Source organism: Type-C symbiont of Plautia stali (genome assembly GCF_059730935.1).
Genome location: NZ_AP035923.1, coordinates 3,173,083 through 3,199,100 on the forward strand (window position 1 = coordinate 3,173,083; position 26,018 = coordinate 3,199,100).

Sequence of the window (26,018 nt, forward strand, 5' to 3'; positions counted from 1 at the left end):
AAGTGGACGTGAGCGGGAGAATGAAGTGCGGGGGTGTTGCCTGCAGCAGAGCGCTGTGGAGGAAACTCCCCCGGCAGCTAGCCTCGGGCAATGCAGCACGTCGCCAGAGGATAACGCCGGGAGAATTGAAAATCAGAATGCCCGCATTCTATAGAGGGCATAAAGGAAATAGTACGCTGTGATAGTATTCAAATTCATAATCATGTACTTCAGTTTTTCATTTTTATTCAGCAGCGTAAAAATACCTTTAGAATATTTTCCGCGCTTGATTTGATTAATTTCCTGCGCAATATCAGCAGGTGAAAACGAGGCGTGATACATAGCGGTGACAATCTGCATATCCAGTGCCAGCACGCGTTTCGAGATCGCTTTTAAAAAATGGTCGAGATTACCCGACGCGTACTTTTCCACAATCGAATCGTACAAATCGGTAAGCGACTGTTTACGCACTTTCAGTTCGCTGTACTGCACTTTACGTTTCGACAGCGATCCCGCCACATCCTCATAGTGATAAGCCGCGCCTGGAGTGATCAAAAAATTACTGACGCAGCTGAAAAACTTCAGGTTAAACAGCAGGTCCTCACTCATCGAGACGCCTTCCATGAAGCGCAGATGAAGATCGTCAATAATCTGGCGGCGATAACATTTATTATGCAGATAGCCAATGTTGTCACTCATCTCCAGCTCGCCCAGCACGTAAGGAATATCCTGCTGGCTGAAGAATCCCGCCTGCGAGACTTTGCCGATACGGTTGTCGTTGAGATTGCCAACCATTAAGTCCACCGATTCGGCCGGCCAGGCATTGAGATTGAGTTTGAAACTCATCAGGAAGTTATCGTCAACCCAGTCATCCGCATCGAGAAACAGGACATATTCCCCGCTGGCCTGCTGCAGCCCGCTATTGCGTGCCGCACTGACGCCTGCGTTAATTTGATTAAGCACCGTAACCTGCGGATGGTGAGCAAACTCCTGCAAAATCCGGGCACTGTTATCGCGACTGCCATCGTTGACAACAATAATTTCATAGCTACTGAAGGTTTGATTTAATACGCTTTGCAACGTACGCCGGATAGTGTTTTGCGCGTTAAAGACGGGAATGATAATACTAAATAGCGTTTTTTCATTCATGATAAACTCTCTTTACTGTCTGAGGTTTTGATAGTGCTAAAGAGCTGCCATAGTTTCCTGGGGTTGAAAAAGATCAGATGAATACGCATGACCGGCTGTGCCGGGAAAAAGTAATTCAGCAGGGAGAACGATAAAAACTCGGTTAATACCACGCTCATGGCGGCACCGGTTAAACCGAAATGTGGCACCAGCAGCAGCGACGACAGCAGGCAAATCACTAATACCGCGAAGGTTTTCTTCACCAGATAGCGGTAGCCGTTATATTTAATGATGAAACGATCCATGACGCTGCTCAGCACCGCGCACATCGCACCGAGGCTGAGTAATAACGTTGGCGCGACCGCATCAAGATATTGCTCACCGTAGAAGTCACGAATAAACCAGCCCGACAGCAGCCAGATCGCCACAATTACCGCAGCGGAAACGCCAATCACCAGCAGATGCAATTTCTGCGCTTTGACGATCGCCTGCTGGTCATTACGCTCGGCAAAAAACGCCGGATAAAACGACGCCAGCAGCGCGCTGGGTAAAAATACCCAGGCGGTCGACAACGTCAGCGCCACGGAAAAAATGCCCGCCTCTTTCACGCCGAGAAAATAAGAGACGCTGATTTGGTTGACGCGGGTATAGAGCGCAACGGCAATCGCAGAGAAGATCAGCGACATGCCGGACACCAGCATATAGCGCGAATACTTTTTCACGTGGCGCAGCGCCGGAAGCGGTGCACGCCGCTCATACAGCAAAAACAGCGTTAACTTGATGGTGAAAGGAATAAAGGTGGCGAGCACAATCGGAATCGCCAGCCAGGCCGGTTCCAGCTGGTAATAGGAGATCAGAAAGCGCACCGTCAGGCTGATTGCCAGGCCAATGACGTTGGCAATCACATTGAGACGCGCGTTGAGCCTCGCTTCATTGTAAATATTGACCAGGTCAATGGATGAGAACAGGCAGGCAATGGCTGCCGCGCAGATAAAGACCAGCGCGTCGGCGCTCCACTCCTCTTCCATAATCGCCATGCCAACAATCGACAGCACGCAATACAGCACCAGTACCAGCAGGAAGGTCGCCATCATCAGGCGCAGGCCGGAGTGATGATTCTGCGCGATGCGTTTTAGCAAAATCACATCGCTGCCCATCAGTGCGATGGTCTGAATAAACTGAAATACCAGCATGGCGATGGAGATAATGCCGAAGGTGGTGGGCCCGACGTATTTCGCCACGTAGGAGGTGACAAAGATCAGGCCGAATACCGCAATCAGCTTTTCGGCAATCATCCACATGGAGTTTTTTAATTTGTCTTTCACAACGCCTCCGGTGCGATTATTTCTCTGCCAGCCGGCGCAGCCGTGAAACCAGGCGCGGGCTAATGAAAAACAGCGCAAAGTACAGGCTCCACGGATTTAATAGCGGTCCGGCGGAGCACCAGCTGCGGAAACTGCGGCGATAGAGCGTGATGTATTCATCAATAAAGGCGCGGCTCAGGCTGTCGCTGTGCAGCCCTTTGTGGATGTAAGACGCCGTGACTTTTAAATAGAGGTGGTAATAACAGCGATAATGCTGGCTCGATAAAAATGCTTTCATGCCGCTGAACGAGCGGGCAAAAGAGAAATGTTTTTCCCGCAGCGCCGAACGCGTGGCGGAATGCGGGGATTTGACGTAGTGATAAACCACCCGCTGCGTCATCACTATCTGGCGATCCTGCTGCAGATGCAGGTAGTTCATGACAAACAGCAGGTCTTCGAAATTGGCGATCTCTTCGTTGAACCGTAGCCGGTGCTGACGAATGACGTCGCCGCGAAACACCTTGTCGCAGATACCGTGGCGCGGATGGTAATAGAGCAGATCGTTAATCGCCGCCGACACCGACAGCGCGTGCGCCTGTTCACGGTTGGCGGGAAAATCCAGCGGGGCACCGTCCGGGTTGAAGTGTTGTGACTCGCCCACCACCATCGCCGTTTCATTACTCATCAGCCGCACATACGTCGAGAAGGCCTGGGGCGGCAGAAAGTCATCGGCGTCTAAAAAACACAGCAGCCGGCCGCGCGAGGCGTGAATGCCCCGGTTGCGCGCCGCCGAGACGCCCGCGTTGGCCTGGCTGATAAGGTGGAACTGCGGATAACCGGCGTAACGCTGCAGGATCGCCAGCGAGTCATCGCTGGAGCCGTCATTAATAAAAATGGCCTCAAAGCGAACCTCATCCTGCTGCAGCAGGCTGTCGATGCATCTTTCCAGATAAGCTGCGGCGTTATACACCGGCACAATGACGCTAATCAGCACGTCGTTAACGGGAGTTTGCATATGACCTCAAAACATAATTTATTGCGGGTTGAACCCGCCGTGACAAAATAAAAATTGATACTGAACCGTTAATGCTTAACGTTTAACGGCCTATGCTTTCATCCGGCTTAACATTAATACACCGCTGTTTTCAGAGTTTCCTCAGCAAAATATGACCGCCGGAACACGTCTATTTTTCGCTGGCGCCAGATAAGAATTTCGCTATATATTCAGGTCAGGTTTATCTGGCGATTTAAAGGATAAAAACCGCAGGCTACCGCCCCTGGCTTACAGCGACCAGCGTGCTGGAATTCTCTTTGGTGCATTTTCATGCGTAAAGAAGGGGCGCTGCACTCCGCAGAGTTCAGTGATTTATCAGCCAGTTAGCCCCAACGCTTCCTGCACAGCAACGTATTTATTGCGTTGCTGCCGGGTAAAACATTTATCAGATAGAGGTTTTATTCGTTATCCTGATCGGCGCTATCTCTCCAGCTATTTTTTGCCGCATCAGGAGAACGGGAACTGCCGACCGTGGTTGAAAAGGTGCATCTTTCGACGGGCCTTCCCAACGAGCGTTACGACATTAACGATATTTGCTGTATGCCCTGCACTTTTATTACGCCGCGATGTGTGTTGCGCGGCGCGAGGTGCAAGTGGCGTTAATTCAGTCCGGCTATCGCAGCCGGACTGCAAATGGCACAAGGCCCAAAATTGCGATCTGATTCAAAACTTTTACCGCATTCTTACCAGGCGCAGTTATAAGGTCAATGCCTTCCAGACCAAAACGGAATTTACTCACTCGCCCCGCCATAATATTTCGCGCTGACTGATTAGCATGGATAAAGCGCAACCGCGGCGATTGATAAGGGCGGCGCGCGCTGCTGACCAGGAATAAGAGCAGGGAAACCGGCGGATAAGTCCAGTAGCATCCTAAGCGGTTGTTATCGCTATGGGTTACGCCCTCGCCGTCCCGCTTAAGCAGTAATAATCTTTATTCATTCTGCTGACCTGCTATTTTTAGTAGTCGTCAAGCCCTGCCTCTATAAATTAGCGCCGTGCAGAAAAATACAGATCCTTACTGCAGCACAAACTCAACTTAGCGCGATTTCATGCTGCTTATTTTAACAATCAGCGCTTCGCTGACGTGACTTAGGCCAAATATTTTTTTAAAGAAAGCCGGTAAATGCCGATAACGCTATCAGTGTATTTATCAGTGAGCCCGGAAATGATCAGCCTGCAAACCAATCTGTCTGCCCTCAACGCCAGCAAGCAATCTGCCAGAAGTGGCGCGGCGCTGGGCGATGCGATCCGCCATTTATCGTCGGGTATGCGCATCAACAGCGCGCGTGACGATGCGGCAGGTCAGGCGATTGGTAACCGTTTTAGCAGCCAGCAGAACGGCCTGACGGTGGCGCAGCGTAATACCGGTGACGGCCTGTCACTGGTCGAAACCGCGGAAAGCGCGCTGGATGAGATCAATAACCGCCTGCAGCGGATTCGCCAGCTGGCGGTTCAGGGATTAAACAGCACCAATTCGCAGAGCGACTCAGACGCCATTCAGGCGGAGATTAACCTCAATCTGAAAGAGATTGACCGGCTCAACACCACCAGCAGCTTTAACGGCATCAGGCTGCTGGATGGCAGCGCCGGTAAGCTGGGATTCCAGGTTGGCGCTAATGACAACGAGAAAATCAGTCTCGACCTGTCGGCGCCCGGCTTCAGCGTGGAGGCGCTGGGACTTAAGGATTTGGTGATCAGCGGCATCAGCGGCAAAGTGACCAATGTCACTACCCTCACCGGCCTCGCCACCAATATGGCGTTCAGCAACCCGGCAATTACCGTGAACTATGTGCCCGCCAGCGGCTCACCGCAACTGGTGCGCAGCAGTGGTGATAACCGCCAGTACGTGCAGAGCAGCGACGCCGACGGCAAGCCGGTCTATTATCTGGCCGCCGTCAGTGCGCGCTGGGACACCGCCACGGCTGCCGGTAACGTCTCGATTAGCCGCAGCAATCCTGCGCCGCTGTACAGCAACGTCAGCAGCATTGCGTCGCGCACCATCCCGGCGGTTAATTTTCAGGACAACAGCGGCAGCGCGCTGAGCACCACGCCCGCAGCCACGTTAACGCAGGATAATGGCCAGTATTATATTGAGCAGAACAACAGCTGGTATCCAGCCACACTTAGCTTTGGCAGCAGCGGCGCAGTAACGGCACGCATGACCGGCGGTGCCGCCAAAACCGATAGTGATTTCGCCACCCTGCCGACCACGGTGACCGACACGCCGGCGATCGACACCAGCACCGCCAGCCTTAGCTTCAGCGATGCCAGCGGCAACGCGGTGAGCAATGGCCGTCTGCTGCGCACCAGCGGCGGGCAGTATGTAATGGAAGTGGATAACGGCGGTGGTAACTACCAGTATTACAACGCCGCCGTCAGCGCGACCTCGGATGGCACCAGTAACGCCCTGAGCATCGTCGCGACCAGCGCCAGCAGCATTAACAGCTTCAGTGCGGTAAACAGCGTGACCGGCACCTCTTACATCACGCTCGATCCGGCCAATGTGGATGTGCGCTATACCGATGTCGATGGCAACAGCAGTAATGATGTGCTGAAACTCGACGCCGACGGCAATTACTACATGGATGTGCCGAACGGCAATCTGGATAAAACCGCCACCTTCGTGCGCAGTGACAGCAGCGGCAACCTGATGCTGAAAACCCTGCAGGGCGTGGGTGACGTGCAGATTTACTTCCAGGCGGCGTTGTCGTCAGTTACCGATGCCTCCACCAACTTTACGACGCTGCGCGTGGCCGAGACCGGTTCAGAGATCCGCCTGAAGCATCCGGACGATCCACTCGCCACGCTGGATCGCGCCATCGGGCAAATCGACAGTCAGCGCACCCGTCTGGGCGCCGTTGCTAACCGGCTGCTCTCGGCGCAAACGCTGCAGGGTAACGCGACCGCCGCCATTGCGGCATCGCGCTCCCGTATTGAGGATGCGGATTACGCTACGGAAGTCTCCAGCCTGTCGCGCCAGCAAATTCTGCAGCAGGCCAGCAGCGCCCTGCTGGCGCAGGCTAATCAGCTGCCGCAGCAGGTGCTGAAGTTACTGAACGCCTGATAAAGGACGTCATCCGGCTTCAGATCAGGCAGAAGCATCACGCTGCGCACGCACAAATTCGGTGAGCGCCCGCAGTGCCGGCGGCACCAGCCGGTGTCCCGGATAGTAGAGGCAGAGCGCACCGAGGGGCACCTGCCAGCCGGGCAGCAAGTGCACCAGTCGGCCCGCCTGCACATCCGCCGCAACCTGCTGTTCCGTCATGCAGGCAATGCCCAGACCCGCCAGCGCCGCCTGGTGGATGGCGCTCATGTCGCTGGCCGCCATACGCGGCTCGCCCTGCAGCCGATAACGCTGCTGCTGCTGGCTCAGCTCCCAGCGGTAAACGCTGCCGTCCGCCATGCGCATACACAGGGTTTGATGCTGATCGAGCGCCTCTGGCGTCTGCGGTGTGCCCGCGTGTGCGAGGTAGGCTGGCGCGGCCACCACAATCATGCGCATTTCCGGCGTCAGCCTGACGGCAATCATATCGCCCGGCACGTCCTCTGCCAGCCGAATGCCAGCATCGAAGCCGTCGGCCACGATATCCACCCGCTCTTTCTGGCTGTATATATCGACGCGAATGCGTGGATAGCGCTGCAGGAACGGCAGCAATATCGATGCGTACCACAGCGCGCTGCTCTCGGGCGGCACGTTGAGACGCAGCATGCCGGCCGGATCGCCCGGATCGCTGCCGGCTTCCTCAGCCGCGCTGCGTATCATCGCCAGCGCTGGCACAATTTTCTCGCTGAAACGCCGTCCGGCATCGGTCAGCGCGACGCTGCGCGTGGTGCGGTTGAAGAGCCGCACGCCCAGCCGTTTCTCCAGCGCGGCAACCGCATTGGTCACCGCCGAAGGCGACATCTCCAGCTCGCTGGCCGCCGCTTTAAAGGTGCCGCGCCGCGCGACCGCCAGCACAATTTCCAGTTCAGTCAGACCTGTCCGGTTCATCTATTATTCCGTTTCGCGCAATACCCTTTGCAGGCGAAGGCGGATTATCGCCGCCGGTGGTGCGTGCTACTTTGCCGCCACGCAACATGCAAAGGAGCATAGCCATGCACATGATTGAACACATCTATATCAACGGCCAGTTTGTCACTCCTGACGGCGATGAATGGCTGGATATTATCAAACCTGCCGACGGCAGCGTAATCGGTAAAGCGCGTCTGGCCAATGCGCAGGATGCTGAACGCGCGATTGCGGCGGCCGCGGCGGCGTTTCCCGCCTTCGCCGCGACCACGGTGGCGCAGCGCATCACCCTGCTGGAACAGATGTACCATGCGGTTAACGGAGCCGAAAGTGAGCTGCACGCGGCGATCCTTGAGGAATACGGCGCGCCCACCGCACGCTCCGAGTGGATGAGCCGCTATCCGGCTGACGTAATTCTGCAGGTCATTGAAGAGCTGAAACGCTATCCGTTTGTACAACAGGCAGGCCGCGCGCAGGTGCAGATGCTGCCGCTCGGCGTTGCCGGCCTGATCACACCATGGAACAGCAACGCGGGCTTTATCTGCCATAAACTGGCGACCGCGATTGCCGCAGGCTGTACCGCCGTGATCAAACCCAGCGAGTTCAGCCTGTTGCAGACCCAGGTGATCACCAGGGCGCTGCACACCGCCGGTTTGCCTGCGGGAGTGTTTAATATCGTCACCGGGCGCGGTGCCAGCGTCGGCGAAGCCCTGAGCCGCAGTCCGCAGGTGGCGAAAATTTCCTTTACCGGCTCGACCGCCACCGGCAAAGCGATTCTGCGCAGCGCCGCCGACACCTTTAAACGCGTCACGCTGGAACTGGGCGGTAAATCACCGACGCTGATTTTGCCGGATGCCGATGCCGCCCAGGCAGCCCAGCTGGCGGTTCAGGCTGGCTTTATCAACAGCGGCCAGGCCTGTATTGCCGGCACGCGCATTCTGGTGCCGGAGCAGCGCAAGGCCGAGTTCGAACAGGCGCTGACGGCGGCAGTCGCTGCGGAGGTCTCCGGCGATCCGGCTGACGCGCGCACCACCATCGGGCCGATGGTCAACGAGAAACAGTGGCAGCGCGTGCAGCACTATATTGCGCTTGGCAAACAACAGGGCGCGCGCCTGCTGACCGGCGGCAGCGGCCGCCCACACGGGCTGCACCACGGCTGGTATATCCGCCCGACGCTGTTCAGCGATGTCACCAATGAAATGCCGCTGGCGCGCGAAGAGATTTTTGGCCCGGTGCTGAGCATCCTGACCTACCGCGATGAAGCCGAAGCCATCGCCATGGCCAACGACAGCGATTACGGCCTGTCGGCACTGGTGATCGGTGCGGATGAACAGCATGCACGCAACGTAGGAGAGCAGCTGATCGCCGGCCGCGTGATGATCAACACGCTGGCTCACGAACCGCGCGCGCCGTTCGGCGGTTTCCGCCACTCCGGCATCGGCCGGGAGATGGGTCAGGCTGGTATCAGCGCGTTTCTGGAACCAAGGGCGCTGATTGCTGGTTAAGGATGAGGTGAGCGCTGCAGTGAATAGCACTGCGGCGCAGGGTGTCGCGCCAGAGCAATGCGCCTCTTTTAGATTGTGATTATCCTGACGCCCATCACCTTTCTGCGCACGCAAAAATCGCCATGTTTATAGGTGTTGAGGGCACAAATCTGTCACACAGGCTGAATCGGGACAGTAACAATATTAGATAAGGGATTGATTTAACTGGTGCCGGAAACAGGAGTCGAACCTGCGACCTTCGCATTACGAATGCGCTGCTCTACCAACTGAGCTATACCGGCATTGAGGCGGGAACTACGGGGAGTAAACATAGAAAAATCGGGGGGATGAGTCAAGATGGTGCCGGTTAAGTGCTGCGTTTTTCAGCATCAGCCGCGCTGGCCTTACGATTTTGACGCGGAAAAACCGCCGCGAACAGCGCCCTCTCGCGCCAGGCTCAAAAAAAGGCGAGGCCGCAGCCTCGCCAAAAGGTGCTGGCCTCAATCGTAATAAGGAAGCTTACGATCGACACCGTTGATATTGACCAGCACAAAGCCCGTCGGCGTGGTTTTATTGGTCGGCGTACCTGCTGCCGTCGCGACGGTAAGCACGCCTTTCTCGTTAGCCCCAATACCCGCGACGCCATTGTGCAGGCCAAAGCGCGCCGCCGGTTTGAGGGTGCCCATTTTGGTAGTATCCGTCACCACCGAGAAGTCAGGCTGGAACAGCGAGCAGGAGCCGGCTTCAAAACGCGTCGGACCGGTAGTCTTCAGGTTAATCAGCGTGTCGCCGCTGTTGGCGCGCAGTTTCACCCACACCACGGCATAGGTGGTGCCGACGCGGCTGTAGCGAATATCCAGCACCGCTGGCTGCCCCATATGGCAGGCGTCAGCCCATACCGTTTCCAGCCGCTGCAGGTTAATCCACGTTTTCCCGGTGCCCGCCAGATTGACCGGCGAAGCGGCCGTTCCGGTTGGCTGGGTGGCGTCGGCTTTACCAATCAGCTCCATCACCCACTGCTGATTCGCCGTCGGGAAGAACAGCTGGCCGAGGCGATACCAGTTATCGGTGTCGGTATTGTTGGTGACTTTGTGGCCGCTGTAGTAGCCCGCGCGGAATGAGCCGGTGATCAGCGTGCCGTGATGCTCTTCACGGCGATAGCCGTAGTCAAAAGTCGACAGCCAGCGCGTGCCGGCCATATCGTTCGAGATTTTCGCCCCGGACTGCAGGCCAATCTGGCGCATGATGACGCGCGCATTATTGAGATTGAACGGCGTGCCGCAATCCTCAATGTTCAGCGTATCAATGCTCCAGGCACCGTCCGACAGATCGCCCGGATTACGCGTGTGCTCAATCCACACGTTGCGCATGATGCCCTGCGTCACGCGCGGCATGTACAGCGTGGCGTCGCCGTAGCCGGTCTGGAAGTTACAGTTGCAGATCTCGATAGCCGTTGAGTGGTCCCACTTGCCGTTTGGCGAGTTCGACCAGCCAATGTCAAACACCCGGCCATAGGTCCACAGCGTGTAGATCTGGTCAAATTTACTGTCGAGCGTATCCAGCGCTTTAATCACCGTGCCGCCGCTGTTTTGCGCGCGGAAACAGTAAATATTTAACGTGGTGCCTTCGATGCAGGTGTTTTCGAAGAACGGCTGCACGTTGGTACACATCTCGGCGGTAATGGTACCTTTGTTGGTGGTGACGTCGGCCGATGCCTGACCGTGCCAGGTGATGCCTTTGATCGCGGTCCGCCGTGCCTTCACTTTGAACACCGTGTTGGCACTTTTGTCGGAGATGATGGTGGTGCGCGGCAGCGAACCCAGCTCCACGTCATCCCCCTGCAGACCAAAAAAGGCGATCTCGGTAGCGCTGATGTCGATCGGGTTGATCAAAAATTTACCGCCCGGGAAACGCACCGGCAGGTCACGGATATTACCGCTGTAGCCCTGCGTCCACGCCAGCATGCGGTTAAAGGCGTCGGTATCGTTAGCGTAACCGTCCCCTTTCGCGCCGAAGTGGTAGACGTTGACGTCGGCCGGATCGTTGATCACGCGTTTCCAGTAAAAGCCATTGCCGACCGCCAGCGTACCGCCGTCATCGGCGGCCGTGGTGGTGCCGATAAAGCCGGTGAAATCACCGCCGCCACGGAAGGTGGAGTCCGGGTTATAGCGGCGCAGGAACGCCAGATCGCCGTTTTTGGCCGGCACAGTGGTACGCAGTTCAGCAAAAGAGTTAACTTCGATCATCTTAGCCTCCTCGGCATTTCAGGTTTGCAATACAAAGCGAGAGAACAGCGTCAGTGCGCCGCCGGGCGGCAGTGCTGGTCCCAGAGATCGTTGTGGTTGTTGATGGCGCGCACGGTGCGAATGTCCATGCGTTCGGCGTCATTGCCGTAGGTGTAAATCGGGGAAAATAACGAACAGGCGGAGTCGATAACGACGGGCGCCTCAGGGTTGGTGGTATTTCGACTGCTGCAGCTTGTCACGAGCAGCAGCGTCATCAAGATTACCGTTACGGGTTTCCACACGTCTGGCCTCCTCACGCAGCTGTTGCTGCTGCTGATTAACTTCAACCGCCTGCGCGGCGGTCTTTTCGGCCTGCGCAACATCAGCTATCGCCTGCTGCTGCACCTTGCCGATTTTTTTGCCGCCGGCGTAGCTGGCAATCAGCGCGGCAATCACGCCGCCAATCGCCGCCAGCCAGTGCCAGCTGCCGGCAAGCTGAGAAAGAAGAAAGCTCATGGTTTGTCCTCCAGCGTTTTTCTCTGCTCCACCAGGTTCTTCTGACGCACGAACTGCGCCAGTACGCCCATCGCCACCATGAAGGCGCCGATCAGGCCGAGATAGTTGTGCGGCAGAATCTCTTTGATATCCGCCGGCAGTGCGTTCCATGCATCCAGCGCTGACGAGGGAAACGACTGCACCCAGGCGCTGAGCATTGAACCCAGCGACGCCAGCCACACCGACCAGGTTTTAAACAGCAGGCGCGCGTGTTTAACAAACTCCAGCGTGGTGAAGCGCTGCAGCAACAGCAGCAGGATGATGGCCGCCAGCACGGCGATAACGAACAACAGCCAGCGCATGTTCATAACAGCCCCCGATAAATGTCGTAGGTGCCCGTGCGCATCACTTCGGCATGACGCCGGGCGCGCCCCGCAGTTTGCCGCGCCCACAGGCTGTCGAGCATGGCGTTCGCCGCCGCGTCGAAATCGCGTTGCGTCACCGCGGTGAGCATGCCGCGAAACAGCGCCAGACCGTCAACGCCCATCTGGTAGGCCATGCTGATCAGCACATCGCTGCGCGCTTCATTGCATTGACTCAGTGCCTGCTGCAGCAGCGCGCGCTGCTGCATCTCCTGCACCTTGCCCTCAACGATGCACTGCTTCCACACGTCGCCAACGCGGCGCGGCACGCGGAAGATATAGTGGCTGAGCGACGCGCCTTTCGGCCCGATGCGAATACCGCCCGCAACGGTGGGAAACCCCTGCGTGTCGAGGTAAGGCGCTTCGCGGTATCCCTCTTCGAAATTCAAAATGGCAATGATTTGGCTCATAACGGTTCCTCTTTGACGGGCGCAACGGCATGAAAAGCTGCGCAAATAACCACAACACATAAACCTCGCTGATCGGTTGCGCCGGGCGACAGGCAGCCGTTAAGCGCAACGCTCAAGCGCAACTAAACAGTGAGGAAAGGTGAAACGTTCCGTTCAGAACTGGAAAAACAGCAGAGAATTAACGCACGGCGTACAGATGAACGTGGGGCAAACAGCAGTTATCAAAGCTGGGGTTGTCGTTGCAGGGCCGCGTAGGCGCCAGTACTGCGCGGTCTACCCGGGAGCGGATTTCCCGCTGGCAGATGCGCTCGGCGGTGCGCAGGGTGATCTCATCACACTCCAGGCCCAGGGCACTGTCGATGCTGCGCTTCAGGCGGCTGAGCGGCTGACGCCGCCGGTGGCGACGGGTGCGCGCGTTTCCGCTAAAGACTGATTTGCCATATTGAATAATCGCCATAACTCCTCCTGTGAATGAGTCTTTGGCGATGGGGTGGTGAGCACGGCGATTCGGCACAGACCGGGACGTCCGTGGCCCCTCTGCAATCACCCGCAACTGGCTTGCCCGGCCGTAAAAAACGGCCAGGTATAAGCAGAGGAGAGTAAAAGCAGAGGACAACTGACGACGCTGCTAAGTGCGTATCCACCCCATCCCAAAATTCACTGACTTTGGGTGGGTTGTCTCGCGCTTGTGCAGCGCCTCAATTGTTTAAGAGCGGGCTCATCCGGGAGCAGAGATGTCGTCCATCTATGGTCAAATTATTAACAGGTTCTAATGCATTGGCAAACACTGACAGTTAATTTTTTATTTACCGACAGTTAAATTTTTGATTTCAGCCGGATTATTTTTTTGCCGGTTAACGCACTGCTGCTCAGCCCAGAATCTGATAGTCACGCGCCTGGCTCATGATGACGCGGGCAATCACCTGCAGCGACGCCGCTTCGTCCAGCGTCAGATACCAGGTCTCGTAGCGTTTATTGTCGGAGATCACCGCCACCTTCTTGTGCTGTAACTGCAGCCGCTTGAGGTAGAGCTGGTTGTCGAGATTGAACAGATAGATGCCGTCACCGTCGAAGCGGTGCACGCTGATATCGACGAACAGCTGATCGCGCGGAGCAAAAGTACCGGCCATGGAGTCACTGTTCAGGGCAATCAGCCGGATATTTTCGGCCGGACGACCGTTAAACAGCACGCGCGCCTCATCCAGACCGTATTCAATCGCCTGAATGGTCTCGACCAGTTCGTCGCGCGCGACAATACCCTGTGCGCTGCGTTGCCCGATGTCCAGGCTTTCGACGCGGAACATGTGCTGCGGATCGATCAGGCGCTGACGGGCAAGCGCCACATCCGGTTTTTCCATGCCGAACTGCAGCCACTCGACGCGCACGCCTAACAGCTGGCTGAGCGCCAGCAGATTACTGTCATCCGGAATGGATTGCGCGTTAAACCATTTCCAGACCCCTGGAGTTGAGATCCTGCATCCCCGTTGTTGCAGTGCCTGAGCGACCTGTTTGTTCCGTCCATGTCCGACAATTCCCGCGCTCTCGCATGCGGCAATCAGCCTGGCAGTAAAAGCTTGTCTCGTACTCTCTTTTTTAACCATCAGTTAATAGTCTGCCATCAGTAAAAGACTGAATGTTATTTTCATTTTTGCTACCAGTTCATTTTATATTACCGCTAGTTTACTACCCAACCGCTTTTATCAATAAAGCTGGACGATCATTATCCTCTTCGCCCTGGTGGAAACCAGTAATGAATCTCTGACAGCTTGTTCTGACAGGGGTTTTCAGGATTGTTCTGTAACGCTGAGACCAGCACCCACAGCAAAAAATGGGCGAAAAGCCGCAGGCGCGCCACAGATGACAGGAATAAAACGAAAAGCTCTGGAAATAACTGGATCGAAAGCGATCAAAAAGGGCACCGCGTCAGGTGCCCATTGTGATGCCGGAGAGAAAACTAACGGCGCAGGGTATCGTCGCCCCAGCCAATCCATTTGTAGGTGGTGAGCGCTTCGAGGCCCATCGGACCGCGCGCATGCAGTTTCTGCGTACTGACCGCCACTTCAGCGCCGAGACCGAACTGGCCGCCGTCGGTAAAGCGGGTGCTGGCGTTGACGTACACCGCCGATGAGTCGACCTGATTCACGAAGCGATTGGCGTTTCCAATACTGCGCGTCAGAATACCGTCGGAGTGCTGGGTGCCGTGCGCGCGGATATGGGCGACCGCTTCATCGAGGTCCGCCACCAGCTTGACGTTCAGATCGTTCGACAGCCACTCATCGTCGTATTGGTGCATCTGCACCGCCACCACGCTGGCCGGGCCCTGCTGCAGCAGCGCCAGCGCGTTTTCGTCGGCGTGCAGCACAATGTTCTCCTGCGCCATACGCTGCAGAAACGCCGGAATGAAGCGTTCGGCCTGATCGCGATGAATCAGCAGGGTTTCCAGCGAGTTACAGGCGCTGGGACGCTGCTTCTTAGCGTTAACAATCACCTCCAGCGCGGCGTCCGTCTCCATGGTTTCGTCGAGATAGAGATGGCACACGCCGATACCGCCGGTGATCACCGGAATGGTGGAATTTTCGCGACACAGCTTGTGCAACCCGGCGCCGCCGCGCGGGATCAGCATGTCAACGTAGCGATCCAGCTTCAGCAGCTGATTCACCAGTTCGCGATCCGGGTTCTCAATCGCCTGCACCGCTGCTGCCGGTAAACCATGCTCGATGAGCGCGTTCTGGATCACCCGCACCGTGGCGGCGTTTGTACGCCAGGTCTCTTTGCCGCCGCGCAGAATCGCCGCGTTGCCGGTTTTCAAACACAGTGACGCCACGTCGACCGTGACGTTCGGGCGCGCTTCGTAGATCACCCCGATCACGCCGAGCGGCACGCGACGTCGTTCAATGCGCAGGCCGCTGTCGAGCAGCCCGCCGTCGATCAGCTGGCCAACCGGATCGGCCAGACGGCACACCTGGCGCACGTCGTCCGCGATGCCTTTCAGGCGCTGCGGGTTGAGCGTCAGACGATCGAGCAGCGCCGCACTCATGCCGTTAGTACGCGCATCGGCCAGATCCTGCTGGTTAGCCGCCAGAATGTCGGCGCTTTCCGCTTCCAGCCGATCGGCGATGGTCAGCAGTACCTGATTTTTTTGTTCGGTGGAGAGCTCCGCCAGTTTATACGACGCTTCACGCGCCGCTTTACCCATCTGTTCTAACATCATCCGCTCCTTAACTGACGATCATATCGTCGCGGTGCACCGCAACCGGACCATATTCGTAACCGAGGATCTCACCAATCTCCTGACTGTGATGACCGGCGATCATGCGCATCGCATCGCTGTTATAGCGCGTGACGCCGTGGGCGATATCGCGCCCCTGCAGGTTACGAATGCGGATCACTTCGCCGCGCGAGAAATTGCCCTGCACGTCACGGACGCCTTTCGGCAGCAGCGAACTGCCGCGCTCCAGCACCGCCGCCAGCGCGCCGTCGTCTATGGTGATCTCGCCCGCCGGTGGCGCGCCGAAGATCCAGCGCTTGCGGTTTTCCAGCGGTGACTGCTGCGCGTGGAAGCGCGTCCCCACTGGTTTGCCGTGCAGCACATCCCCGATCACATCCGGGCGACTGCCGGCCGCAATGATCACGTCAATGCCGGCGCGACAGGCAACATCCGCCGCCTGCAGTTTGGTGGCCATGCCGCCGGTGCCGAGACCGGAGACGCTGCCGCCAGCCAGCGTGCGCAGCGCATCATCAATCTGATGCACATCGCTGATCAGTTCTGCATCGGGATTGGTGCGCGGATCGGCGGTAAACAGACCAGGCTGATCGGTCAGCAGCAGCAGTTTATCGGCACCGCCGAGCATCGCCGCCAGCGCGGACAGGTTGTCATTATCGCCAACCTTGATTTCCGCGGTTGCCACTGCGTCGTTCTCGTTAATCACCGGCACGATATGGTTGTCGAGCAGCGCGCGCAGCATATCGCGCGCGTAGAGGAAACGTTCACGATCTTCCATGTCGGCGCGCGTCAGCAGCATCTGCCCGATATGGATACCGTAGATGGAGAACAGCTGCTCCCACAGCTGGATTAAACGGCTCTGCCCCACCGCAGCCAGCAGCTGCTTTGAGGCGATGGTCGGTGGCAGTTCCGGGTAACCAAGGTGTTCGCGACCGGCGGCAATCGCGCCTGAGGTGACGATGATAATGCGATGACCGGCGGCGTGCAGTTGTGCACACTGCCGAACCAGCTCCACCATATGCGCCCGGTTCAGCCGGCGCGATCCGCCGGTGAGGACGCTGGTACCCAATTTGACCACCAGGGTCTGACTGCCACTCATGTTTTTCCTGCCATGTAAGAAAAAAATCTGCGAAGGGACGTTTTAACAGGAGTCAGCAAGGAAGCCAACAGCAGCAAGGGGAAAAGCACAAAAAACGCCTGACAAGCGGGTAGACCAAAAGTTCGCGATTAACAAGAAATCAGAAAAAATGTCATAAATCCTTCATTGCCAGTCGGTAAAACGTCCCGTGTTTTACAAACCTTTTCACGGGTACAACAAATTTTACTCATTGGGATTGATAGCAAAATGAAGAAAAGCACACTGGCACTCATCGTTTCCGCGCTGGCTCTGGCCTCAACCGCACAAGCCGCAGAAGTTTATAACAAAGACGGTAACAAACTGGATCTGTACGGTCGTGTGAAAGGCATGCACTACTTCAGCGACAACGCAGCCGCTGACGGCGACAAAACTTACATCCGTCTGGGCTTCAAAGGGCAGACGCAGATTAACGACCTGATGACCGGCTACGGTCAGTGGGAATATCAGTTCCAGGGTAACCGCGCAGAAACCAACACCGACGCTAATATCGGTAACAAAACCCGTCTGGGCTTTGCCGGTCTGAAGTTTGGTAACTACGGCTCTGTTGATTACGGTCGTAACTACGGCGTGGTTTACGATGTGCTGGCATGGACCGACGTGCTGCCAGAATTCGGTGGCGACAGCGCCTACACCGACACCTACATGCTGGGCCGTACTTCTGGCGTCGCCACTTACCGCAACAGCAATTTCTTCGGTCTGGTGGATGGCCTGCGTTTCGCGGTGCAGTATCAGGGCAAGAACGATTCCACCAGCGCCAACGGCCGTTCAGAGATTCCTAAGCAGAACGGCGACGGTTACGGTGCGTCACTGGGTTACACCCTCGGCGATAGCGGTGTCAGCCTGATGAGTGCGATCTCCTCTGCTGACCGTACCAACTCGCAGGACGTGGCGACTCGTCTGGGCCGTGGTGACAAAGCGGAAGCCTGGGGCGCGGGCATCAAATATGATGCGAACAGCATCTACCTGGCGTCGACCTACTCTGAAACCCGTAACATGACGCCAATCACAGGCGGCGTGGCGAATAAAACGCAGAACTTTGAAGTAGTTGCACAGTATCAGTTCGACTTCGGTCTGCGTCCATCGCTGGGCTACGTGCAGAGCAAAGGCAAAGACATTGAAGGCATTGGCGATGCGGACATCGTGAAATATGTCGACGTGGCGATGACGTACTACTTCAACAAAAACATGTCGGCCATGGTTGACTACAAAATCAACCAGCTGGATGACAACAACCCGCTGGGCATCAACAGCGATGACGTGGTGGCGGTCGGTCTGACCTACCAGTTCTAAGCTTCAGCATTACCCTGTCTGTGTCTGTAAAAAAAGAGCCGGCTCATCACCGGCTCTTTCTTATTCAGGTCTAGCTCAGGTTCAGGCGCTGAGTTTAACCGGCTCTTCTTTGAACCCCGCCGCGGGCCTGAGATCAAGCTTAAACTCATGCAGCGTGGCTTTCAGGCGCTCGTGGAAATTACGCAGCGTGCTCTCCACTTTCTCATTGTTCTCTTTGCCCTTGATGGCGGCCACGCTCCAGTCGCCGTCTTTATCAAACAGGCCGAAGTGGTATTCGTAGGTGAAGTGATCTTCATAGGCGTTCAGCGTCATCCACCAGCCCCAGAACTCGCGACTTTCCGGCGCCGGTTTGACGTTGACGCACGCCGCCAGGCAATCAAAGAAGAAACGCGTCTCTTCACACTGTCCTTCACGTATGTACGGCCCCAATTCGGTGAAGCGCTTAAGCAGGCGACTACGGGGGTGACCACTCGGTAACGTCATGCTAACTCTCTCCCTCAAATAAACCGTATAAAACGCAGCGCGGCGGCAAAACGCCACCGCACGTATTTTCCCGAAGATAAGTTGTAGCAGAGTCTGCGTATTTCGCCAGTTAGCGCTGCAACTGTTTTGCCAGCCAGTCACAAATTTGATTGAGCGCCTTGTCAAAGCTGGCAAACACTGGCGTGGCGGGAATCGCCAGCGCCTTGCCCTGCGCCGAGGAGTTGACGATCAGCTGCGCCTCCTCTTCCGGGCTGAACAGATCGTTGGGCCAGTAAGCGGCCAGCATCGGCACTGGCGTCCGGCGGCCCAGCAGGCCCTGCACTTTGAGCGAATAGCGGTTGAGCTCGATGCGCAGATTGCTGTCGGAGGTCGACGACATGCCCAGCCGGCTGGCCAGCATGTCCATATACATATCCGGCAGCTGCTGCTGGCGCTGCGCATCGACAAACACGTGATGCACCATCGGCCCGAGCGACGCCACCGCGCGCAGACGCGGCACCTCAAGGTAAGCCAGCCGCGTTGCCACGTTGGCGCCAAAGCGGTAACCGAACAGCGCCACGCGCGTGTGGTCAATCCACGGCACGTTGCTCAGCTCGCGCAGCACCTGCTGATGCAGCTGGCTGGTGTCCTGATTGAGCGTCCATTTGCTGCTGAAACCCACCGACGGCATATCCAGCGTCAGCATGGCGATGCCGCGCGGTGCCAGATAATCATGAAACAGCCGGTAATGGTCGCTCTGCAGCGAGTCGAGACCGCCGCACAGCAGCACGGTGGGATACGGCGCGCTGGCCTGCGCCGGCATATGCAGGAAGCCGGTGACCGGGCTGCCGCCTCTGATGGGAAAGGTCAGGGATTTCAGCTCGCCGGGCAGGCGCTGGGTGGCTTCTTCATAAGCGCGATTCGCCAGCACCTGCGCCTGATCCGCCAGCTCATCACCTTTAATGTAGGGATACGCGGCCAGGCTGTAAAGACTGGCGGCATGCAGCCACTGCTGGCCGGCCTCATCGTGATCGGCGTTCTGCATCGCGCGCTGCTGCCACTGCGCCGCCTGCTTCGACCACTCATAGTTCCAGTTGCCGCCGCGATAGCCAATCACCGTGTCCAGCAGCGTTTCGTCGGTGTGTTCAAACTTACTGACGGCAATGCGCGCCAGCACTTCGCTGATCTCCTGCGGCGCCAGGCCGCGCCACGTCCACAGCAGCTTATTCAGCATGCGATACCAGCCGCGCTGGGTATCGCCTTCCAGGGCATTGTGCACCTGCGCCGTCGGGTGGTGCTGGCGATGCACCAGCGAGGAGGTTTCCGGGTGTTTGAAGCGGGGTTTGAACAGTTCTTCGCTGAGATTTTTCTCGGCCATCTTAAGCTTCTCCTGCGGCAGTCGCATAGATGGCTAAGAGTGTACTGCACCCGCCGCACGGGCGCGAGGCGCAGAAAGCACAACGCCCGGCATAACCGGGCGTTGTTTGCGTTGCATCAATCAGCTTTTTACAATCGGCGGAATGTACACCACGCCCATGTCCCACGGCTGCTCGATCCAGGTGTTCTGCGGAATATCGACAATGTAGTCGTCCACCAGCGCGCGGCCGGCCGGCTTGGCGAAGATGGTGCAGAAACGCGCTTTTGGATACATATCACGAATCGCCTGCGCGGTACCGCCGGTATCCACCAGATCGTCGATGACCACAAAACCTTCACCGTCGCCTTCTGCGCGCTTCAGCACTTTCATTTCACGCTGGTGATCGTGATCGTAGCTGGAGATGCACACGGTATCGACGTAGCGAATCCCCAGTTCACGCGCCAGCAGCGATGCCGGAACCAGACCACCGCGGCTGACCGCGATGATGCCTTTCCACTGTTCCACAGGAAGCAGGCGCTGGGCCAGTTTACGGGCATGAATCTGCAGCATGTCCCAGGTAACGACGTATTTTTCGCTCATAAAAGGAATCCCGGCCAATGAGATTGGCTTAAAAATATGCAAGGGGGAAAAGGTTGCGCGAGATTATAAGGATCTGACGCGTTAAAAACCAGCACCCGTCACATCGGTTGCAGGTTTTTAGCGCGCCCGATGGCGCACCCGGCAGGAAACAGTGATATTCTCTGGCCCATCACGTCAGATGTGCTGACGGCGATCTTTCACTGGAAACCCGCGTGCGAGCGGTATGTCCGCCGCGCTGACACAGGAGACGCGTTGTGTCTGAATTGTCTCAACTTTCCCCGCAGCCGCTGTGGGATATCTTCGCAAAAATCTGCTCGATTCCGCACCCTTCTTACCATGAAGAAGCGCTGGCCGAATACGTTGTTGGCTGGGCTAAAGAGCAAGGTTTCTGGGTTGAACGCGATCAGGTCGGCAATATCCTGATTCGTAAACCTGCTACCGCAGGCATGGAAAACCGTACTCCGGTGGCGCTGCAGGCGCACCTCGATATGGTGCCGCAGAAGAACAATGACACGGTACACGACTTCACCAAAGACCCGATTCAGCCGTACGTTGATGGCGAGTGGGTGAAAGCGCGCGGCACCACGCTGGGTGCGGATAACGGTATCGGTATGGCCTCTGCGCTGGCGGTGCTGGCTGACAACAGCCTGACCCACGGTCCGCTGGAAGTGCTGCTGACCATGACCGAAGAGTCGGGCATGGACGGCGCCTTTGGTCTGCAACCAAACTGGCTGCAGGCGGACATCCTGATCAACACCGACTCGGAAGAGGAAGGTGAGATCTACATGGGCTGCGCCGGTGGTATCGACTTTATCACTACCCTACCGCTGAGCCGCGAGGCCGTGCCTGCCGGTTTCGAAACCCTGAAGCTGACGCTGAAAGGTTTGAAAGGCGGCCACTCCGGCGCGGACATTCATCTTGGTCTCGGCAACGCCAACAAGCTGCTGGCGCGCTTCCTTGCCGTGCACGCGGCTGAGCTGGATATCCGTCTGATTGAGTTCACCGGCGGTACGCTACGCAATGCGATTCCGCGCGAGGCGTTCGCTACGCTGGCCATCGACAGCCATAAAGTGGATGCGCTGAAGTCTGCTGCCGCCCATTTCCAGGCCACGCTGCAGAATGAGCTGGGCAGTAAAGAGAAGAACGTCGCCGTGCTGAGTGAGCCGCTGGCGCATCAGGGCCAGGCGCTGACCGCAGACAGCCGCGATCGCTTCATCAACCTGCTGAACAGCACGCCAAACGGTGTGATTCGCAACTCGGACGTGGCGAAAGGCGTGGTGGAAACCTCGCTTAACGTCGGCGTGGTCACCATGGAGCAGGACAGCGCCGAGATCATCTGCCTGATTCGCTCGCTGATCGACACCGGTAAAGATTGGGTGGTCGAAACCCTGACTTCGCTGGGTGCGCTGGCCGGGGCGAAAACCGCGCCGAAAGGCGGTTACCCGGGCTGGCAGCCGGATGCCGACTCGCCCATCATGGCGCTGACGCGTAAGACCTATGAAGCGCTGTTTGGTAAGACGCCAAACATTCAGGTGATTCACGCCGGTCTGGAGTGCGGTCTGTTCAAAAAACCGTATCCGGACATGGACATGGTGTCGATTGGGCCAACCATCACCGGTCCGCACTCGCCGGACGAGCAGGTGCACATCGACAGCGTCGGTCTGTACTGGAAACTGCTGACCGCGCTGCTGAACGTGGTGCCGGAAAAAGCGTAACGCCGTTGCGATAAAAAAAATCCTGCCCCCGGGCAGGATTTTTTATTTACGGTAACGGTGCCACGTCAGGCGACCGCGCTGTAGCGCTCTTCCAGCGGCAGCTCAGCCATTACAACCCCAGCACCAGCTGGCGCTCCAGCTGCGGATTTACCAGCGTGACGTGCAGCCCCACCAGCCGCACACCGCGTCCGGCGCGGCGTTCGTCCCAGGCCTGACGCGCCACGGCAATCATGTCGTCTTTATTCAGCACCGGCCAGACATGCTCCTGGGTGGTGAGCTGAAAATCGTTGAATTTCAGCTTTACGCCCTGACGTGCAATCTGCTTATCCGGGCGGATCGCGCTGAGACGGCGATCGAGTTCGGCGTAGAGAAAATCAATAATTTCCAGGCACTGCTCCCAGTGATGGATGTCCTCGCCCAGCGTACGCTCGACGCCCAGCGATTTGCGTTCGCGCTCCACCACTACGTCGCGATCGTCGATGCCGTTGCTGCGCTCCCACAGCACGCGGCCAAATTTTCCAAAGCGCTTCAGCAGCTGCGCCAGATCGGCCTGTTGTACGTCAGCGCAGGTGCGCAGCCCCATCTCTTCGAGCTTTTTGGTGGCCACTTTGCCAACGCCGGGAATCTTGCTCAGCGGCAGCGTCAGCAGAAAGTCCGGCATCGCCTGCGGCGTAATCACATACTGGCCGTCGGGCTTGTTCATATCTGAAGCGATTTTGGCGAGGAACTTGATCGGCGCAATGCCGGCGGACGCGGTCAGGCCGGTTTCGCGCAGGATATCGGCGCGAATCGCCTGCGCCATCAGCGTGGCCGATCCCTGGCAGTGTTCACTGTCGGTGACGTCCAGGTAGGCTTCATCCAGCGACAATGGCTCAATCAGTGGCGTATAGCGGGTAAAGATGGCGCGAATCTGCTGCGAGGCTTCTTTATAGGCATCAAAGCGGCCGGGCAGCAGTTTCAGATGGGGGCAGAGGCGCAGCGCTGTGGCGGTCGGCATCGCGCTGCGCACGCCGTATTTCCGCGCCGGATAGTTGGCGGTGCTGATTACCCCACGCTGCACGCGGCTGCCGCCGATGGCAATCGGGATATCACGTAATGAAGGATCGTCGCGCATTTCCACTGCCGCGAAAAAGCAGTCCATATCGACATGAATGATTTTGCGCATACGCCCCTCCGGATACTGGATAAGTATACAGCAGAGAAAAACAACAGCAATATTTGTGGCGCGTGCGATTAAAGTTTACAAATTTGTGGTCGTATTCCCTTTAGGATTGCACCATTTTCTCGGACTCCGGCTTGATTAAACGCCAGACAATGATAATGTTGCGCTGCGGTAGCGGATATTTCCGATAATGCAATACAGTGACGCACTGCGTCAGCGTTCCTCTTCACTTCAAGGTACACACAGAATGGGCAGAATCGCATTATTGTTTGCGATGATTCTTATGCCGCTCCTGAGCTGGGCAATGACGCCTGAGCCAATGCAGCCGCTGGCTCCGGTGAGCAAAGAGTTAAAGAAACAATTACTGGGTACACCGGTATTTATTCAGATCTTCAAGGAAGAGCGTACGCTGGAACTGTACGGCAAAATCGGTAATGAATATCGTCTGCTGGACAGCTATCGCATCTGTAACTTCTCCGGCGGCCTCGGGCCGAAACGTCGTCAGGGCGATTTTAAAAGTCCGGAAGGCTTTTATAACGTGAAGATGAATCAGCTTAAGCCGGACAGCCGTTTTTATCGCGCCATCAATACCGGATTTCCGAATCAGTACGATCGCGCCAAAGGCTATAACGGTAACTATCTGATGATTCACGGCGATTGCGTATCCGTGGGCTGCTATGCCATGACCAACGCGTCGATGGATGAGATCTTCACTTACGTGAACGCCGCGCTGCGCAACGGTCAGCAGGATGTGCAGGTCAACATCTTCCCGTTCCGCATGACCGACAGCAACATGCAGCGTCATCGTTACTCGACTTACATCAGCTTCTGGCGTGAACTGCAGCCGGGCTATGCTTACTTCGCCAAATACCACGTGCCGCCAACGGTCAACGTGACGGCAACCGGTCAGTATGCGGTGAACAACACGCCGGTCATGACCACGCCGGAAGCGGCGTCGAAATCATTCCTGGCGCTCACCCAGGTAAAATAATGCCCACTCACCTGGCACGATGCGGTGCCAGGTTTCATTACCGGTCAGCGGCTGCGTCGCAATCACCGTCACCACGTCTTTCGGCGTGGTCTGCTGCAGAAAATCAATCTCCACATCCTGATCGAGCAGCTTCGCTTTGCCAAACGGCGCGCGGCGCGTAATCCAGTACAGATTGGTTGAGCAGAAGGCCATTAAATAGCGTCCGTCAGACAGCAGCATATTGAATACGCCCTTCTGGCGCAGCTCCGTCGCCAGTTCCGCCACATAGCGAAACACCGCCGGCCAGTTGCCCGGCGTGCGCGGATAGCGCTCAGCCAGCTTATGCAGAATCCAGCAAAACGCCTTTTCGCTGTCGGTTTCGCCTACCGGACGGAAATGCCCGGTCTCCAGCTGGCGATAGCCCTTTAGCTGGCCGTTATGCGCGTAAGTCCAGTTGCGGCCCCACAGTTCGCGGGTAAACGGATGGGTATTTTCCAGTGATACCTGGCCGCGATTGGCCTGACGAATATGCGCCACCACCGAATGCGACTTGATCGGATACTCCTGCACCAGGCGGGCAATCGGCGAGTTGTAGCTCGGCAGCGGATCTTTAAACGTGCGGCAGCCTTTATCTTCGTAAAAGGTGATGCCCCAGCCATCTTTGTGCGGCCCGGTTGCACCGCCACGCTGCACCAGACCGGTAAAACTGAAACAGATATCCGTGGGGACATTGGCGCTCATCCCGAGCAATTCGCACATAGCAACCGCCTTATCAGAACCTCCCGCGGGCGCGGGAGGAGCACGTCATCACTTAACCATCTCTTTTTCGATTAACAGCATCAGGATGTGGATCACTTTGATGTGAATCTCCTGGATGCGATCGGCATAACCAAAGTGCGGCACGCGAATTTCGATATCGGCCGTACCGGCCATTTTGCCACCGTCTTTGCCGGTCAGGGTAATCACTTTCATGCCTTTGGCGCGCGCGGCTTCTACGGCTTTGATGATGTTGGCCGAGTTACCCGAAGTGGACAGCCCCAGCAGCACATCGCCCTCGCGCCCGACCGCCTCGATGTAGCGGGAGAACACGTAGTCGTAGCCAAAATCGTTGCTGACGCAGGAGAGATGGCTGACATCCGAAATGGCGATGGCCGGATAGCCAGGACGATTTTCGCGGTAGCGCCCGGTCAGCTCCTCAGCGAAGTGCATGGCATCGCAGTGCGAGCCGCCGTTGCCGCAGGAGAGCACTTTGCCACCGGCTTTGAAGCTGTCGGCCAGCAGCACGGCTGCGCGCTGAATGGCGTGAATGTTGGCTTCATCACTCAGGAACTTATTGAGCGTATCGGCGGCTTCATTGAGTTCTGAGCGAATAATGTCCTGATACATAGGGATGTCCTTTAGAGGAAAATTGACCCAGCAAGTTTAACGGAATGGGCCAGAGCCGCAAAGCGCCCGCAGCAGGGAAAAGCGCGACGCCGCGCTGACGTCCGCTTGCCGGCGCGATTTTGTGAGTTCGGTTGTAATTGCGATGTAAACAGATTGATAAATTTCGTGCGCTGCTCTAAACCTTATCACTAACAGGTCAGACCTC

The 26,018-nt window shown here is 57.0% G+C and carries 24 protein-coding genes and 1 tRNA gene; 5 read left to right on the forward strand and 20 right to left on the reverse strand.

All coding sequences use genetic code 11. The features are described from left to right. Positions 1–132 precede the first annotated feature (132 nt). From AC6I7J_RS15090 to AC6I7J_RS15100, 3 genes are read right to left on the reverse strand one after another with little or no spacing between them, the layout of a single operon-like run. On the reverse strand, positions 133–1,128 hold the full coding sequence (locus tag AC6I7J_RS15090; protein ID WP_498006076.1) for a glycosyltransferase family 2 protein: 996 nt from the start codon (positions 1,126–1,128) through the stop codon (positions 133–135). Next, positions 1,125–2,432 carry an oligosaccharide flippase family protein gene (locus tag AC6I7J_RS15095; protein WP_058758004.1) on the reverse strand — a complete coding sequence of 436 codons (1,308 nt, stop codon included), beginning with the start codon at positions 2,430–2,432 and terminating at the stop codon, positions 1,125–1,127. Before AC6I7J_RS15095 ends, AC6I7J_RS15090 begins: the two co-directional genes overlap by 4 nt. Positions 2,433–2,448: 16 nt before the next feature. Continuing rightward, positions 2,449–3,426 (reverse strand): glycosyltransferase family 2 protein, encoded by a 978-nt coding sequence (locus AC6I7J_RS15100; RefSeq protein WP_283341808.1) that lies wholly within the window; start codon positions 3,424–3,426, stop codon positions 2,449–2,451. 1,204 nt (positions 3,427–4,630) lie between these two features. Here AC6I7J_RS15100 and AC6I7J_RS15105 point away from each other — a divergent pair. After that, entirely contained in the window at positions 4,631–6,529 is a 1,899-nt protein-coding gene (locus tag AC6I7J_RS15105; RefSeq protein WP_498006079.1) for a flagellin N-terminal helical domain-containing protein, read from the forward strand. Between the two features lie 24 nt (positions 6,530–6,553). Here AC6I7J_RS15105 and AC6I7J_RS15110 read toward each other — a convergent pair whose 3' ends face one another. Further along, a complete protein-coding gene (locus tag AC6I7J_RS15110) occupies positions 6,554–7,456 on the reverse strand; it encodes a LysR family transcriptional regulator (RefSeq protein ID WP_498006081.1) in 903 nt (300 codons plus the stop codon). A 104-nt stretch (positions 7,457–7,560) separates the two neighbouring features. Here AC6I7J_RS15110 and AC6I7J_RS15115 point away from each other — a divergent pair, with 104 nt between their 5' ends. Continuing rightward, positions 7,561–8,979, forward strand: coding sequence for an aldehyde dehydrogenase family protein (locus AC6I7J_RS15115; RefSeq protein WP_498006083.1), 1,419 nt, complete (start codon positions 7,561–7,563; stop codon positions 8,977–8,979). A 205-nt stretch (positions 8,980–9,184) separates the two neighbouring features. Here the strand turns inward: AC6I7J_RS15115 and AC6I7J_RS15120 are convergent. The 10 genes from AC6I7J_RS15120 to proB all read right to left on the reverse strand — a co-directional run bounded on the left by AC6I7J_RS15120 (position 9,185) and on the right by proB (position 16,832). Beyond that, positions 9,185–9,260 (reverse strand) — tRNA-Thr (locus tag AC6I7J_RS15120). A 198-nt stretch (positions 9,261–9,458) separates the two neighbouring features. After that, entirely contained in the window at positions 9,459–11,204 is a 1,746-nt protein-coding gene (locus tag AC6I7J_RS15125) for a putative phage tail protein (protein ID WP_021507268.1), read from the reverse strand. A 50-nt stretch (positions 11,205–11,254) separates the two neighbouring features. After that, positions 11,255–11,458, reverse strand: coding sequence for a hypothetical protein (locus AC6I7J_RS15130; RefSeq protein WP_498007247.1), 204 nt, complete (start codon positions 11,456–11,458; stop codon positions 11,255–11,257). Then, the gene (locus tag AC6I7J_RS15135) at positions 11,406–11,699 is read right to left on the reverse strand and encodes a hypothetical protein (RefSeq protein WP_498006085.1); all 294 of its coding nucleotides are present in this window, start codon (positions 11,697–11,699) and stop codon (positions 11,406–11,408) included. Before AC6I7J_RS15135 ends, AC6I7J_RS15130 begins: the two co-directional genes overlap by 53 nt. After that, positions 11,696–12,040: a DUF7940 domain-containing protein gene (locus tag AC6I7J_RS15140; RefSeq protein WP_031279668.1), complete on the reverse strand. Its 345-nt coding sequence runs from the start codon at positions 12,038–12,040 to the stop codon at positions 11,696–11,698. The genes AC6I7J_RS15135 and AC6I7J_RS15140 overlap by 4 nt, the downstream gene beginning before the upstream one ends. A 2-nt stretch (positions 12,041–12,042) precedes the next feature. Continuing rightward, positions 12,043–12,510 carry a lysozyme family protein gene (locus AC6I7J_RS15145; protein ID WP_059011010.1) on the reverse strand — a complete coding sequence of 156 codons (468 nt, stop codon included), beginning with the start codon at positions 12,508–12,510 and terminating at the stop codon, positions 12,043–12,045. 178 nt (positions 12,511–12,688) lie between these two features. Next, positions 12,689–12,967, reverse strand: coding sequence for a transcriptional antitermination N peptide (locus AC6I7J_RS15150; RefSeq protein WP_021507273.1), 279 nt, complete (start codon positions 12,965–12,967; stop codon positions 12,689–12,691). Positions 12,968–13,379: 412 nt separating this feature from the next. Beyond that, entirely contained in the window at positions 13,380–14,111 is a 732-nt protein-coding gene (locus AC6I7J_RS15155; protein WP_031279669.1) for a S24 family peptidase, read from the reverse strand. Between the two features lie 353 nt (positions 14,112–14,464). Beyond that, positions 14,465–15,718, reverse strand: coding sequence for a glutamate-5-semialdehyde dehydrogenase (gene proA / locus AC6I7J_RS15160; RefSeq protein WP_498007237.1), 1,254 nt, complete (start codon positions 15,716–15,718; stop codon positions 14,465–14,467). A 10-nt stretch (positions 15,719–15,728) separates the two neighbouring features. After that, the gene (gene proB / locus AC6I7J_RS15165) at positions 15,729–16,832 is read right to left on the reverse strand and encodes a glutamate 5-kinase (RefSeq protein WP_498006087.1); all 1,104 of its coding nucleotides are present in this window, start codon (positions 16,830–16,832) and stop codon (positions 15,729–15,731) included. Between the two features lie 246 nt (positions 16,833–17,078). On the opposite strand from proB, the gene ompC reads away from it, so the two are divergent. After that, positions 17,079–18,161 (forward strand): porin OmpC, encoded by a 1,083-nt coding sequence (gene ompC, locus AC6I7J_RS15170; RefSeq protein WP_021507277.1) that lies wholly within the window; start codon positions 17,079–17,081, stop codon positions 18,159–18,161. 81 nt (positions 18,162–18,242) lie between these two features. On the opposite strand, the gene crl is transcribed toward ompC, so the two are convergent. The 3 genes from crl to gpt all read right to left on the reverse strand — a co-directional run bounded on the left by crl (position 18,243) and on the right by gpt (position 20,580). Then, on the reverse strand, positions 18,243–18,644 hold the full coding sequence (gene crl / locus AC6I7J_RS15175; RefSeq protein WP_021313042.1) for a sigma factor-binding protein Crl: 402 nt from the start codon (positions 18,642–18,644) through the stop codon (positions 18,243–18,245). 109 nt (positions 18,645–18,753) lie between these two features. Next, entirely contained in the window at positions 18,754–20,001 is a 1,248-nt protein-coding gene (gene frsA / locus AC6I7J_RS15180; protein WP_498006089.1) for an esterase FrsA, read from the reverse strand. Positions 20,002–20,121: 120 nt separating this feature from the next. Further along, on the reverse strand, positions 20,122–20,580 hold the full coding sequence (gene gpt / locus AC6I7J_RS15185; RefSeq protein ID WP_021507279.1) for a xanthine phosphoribosyltransferase: 459 nt from the start codon (positions 20,578–20,580) through the stop codon (positions 20,122–20,124). Between the two features lie 254 nt (positions 20,581–20,834). Here gpt and pepD point away from each other — a divergent pair, with 254 nt between their 5' ends. Further along, a complete protein-coding gene (gene pepD / locus AC6I7J_RS15190; protein WP_021507280.1) occupies positions 20,835–22,295 on the forward strand; it encodes a beta-Ala-His dipeptidase in 1,461 nt (486 codons plus the stop codon). 109 nt (positions 22,296–22,404) lie between these two features. On the opposite strand, the gene dinB is transcribed toward pepD, so the two are convergent. Continuing rightward, positions 22,405–23,460: a DNA polymerase IV gene (gene dinB / locus AC6I7J_RS15195; protein ID WP_058758014.1), complete on the reverse strand. Its 1,056-nt coding sequence runs from the start codon at positions 23,458–23,460 to the stop codon at positions 22,405–22,407. A 244-nt stretch (positions 23,461–23,704) separates the two neighbouring features. Between dinB and dpaA the strand changes: the two genes are divergently transcribed. Beyond that, entirely contained in the window at positions 23,705–24,448 is a 744-nt protein-coding gene (dpaA, locus tag AC6I7J_RS15200) for a peptidoglycan meso-diaminopimelic acid protein amidase (protein ID WP_021507282.1), read from the forward strand. Here the strand turns inward: dpaA and AC6I7J_RS15205 are convergent. Beyond that, positions 24,419–25,186: a class II glutamine amidotransferase gene (locus AC6I7J_RS15205; protein WP_021507283.1), complete on the reverse strand. Its 768-nt coding sequence runs from the start codon at positions 25,184–25,186 to the stop codon at positions 24,419–24,421. The genes dpaA and AC6I7J_RS15205 overlap by 30 nt on opposite strands. A 48-nt stretch (positions 25,187–25,234) precedes the next feature. Then, positions 25,235–25,813 carry a D-sedoheptulose 7-phosphate isomerase gene (lpcA, locus tag AC6I7J_RS15210; RefSeq protein WP_021507284.1) on the reverse strand — a complete coding sequence of 193 codons (579 nt, stop codon included), beginning with the start codon at positions 25,811–25,813 and terminating at the stop codon, positions 25,235–25,237. Positions 25,814–26,018: the final 205 nt, after the last annotated feature.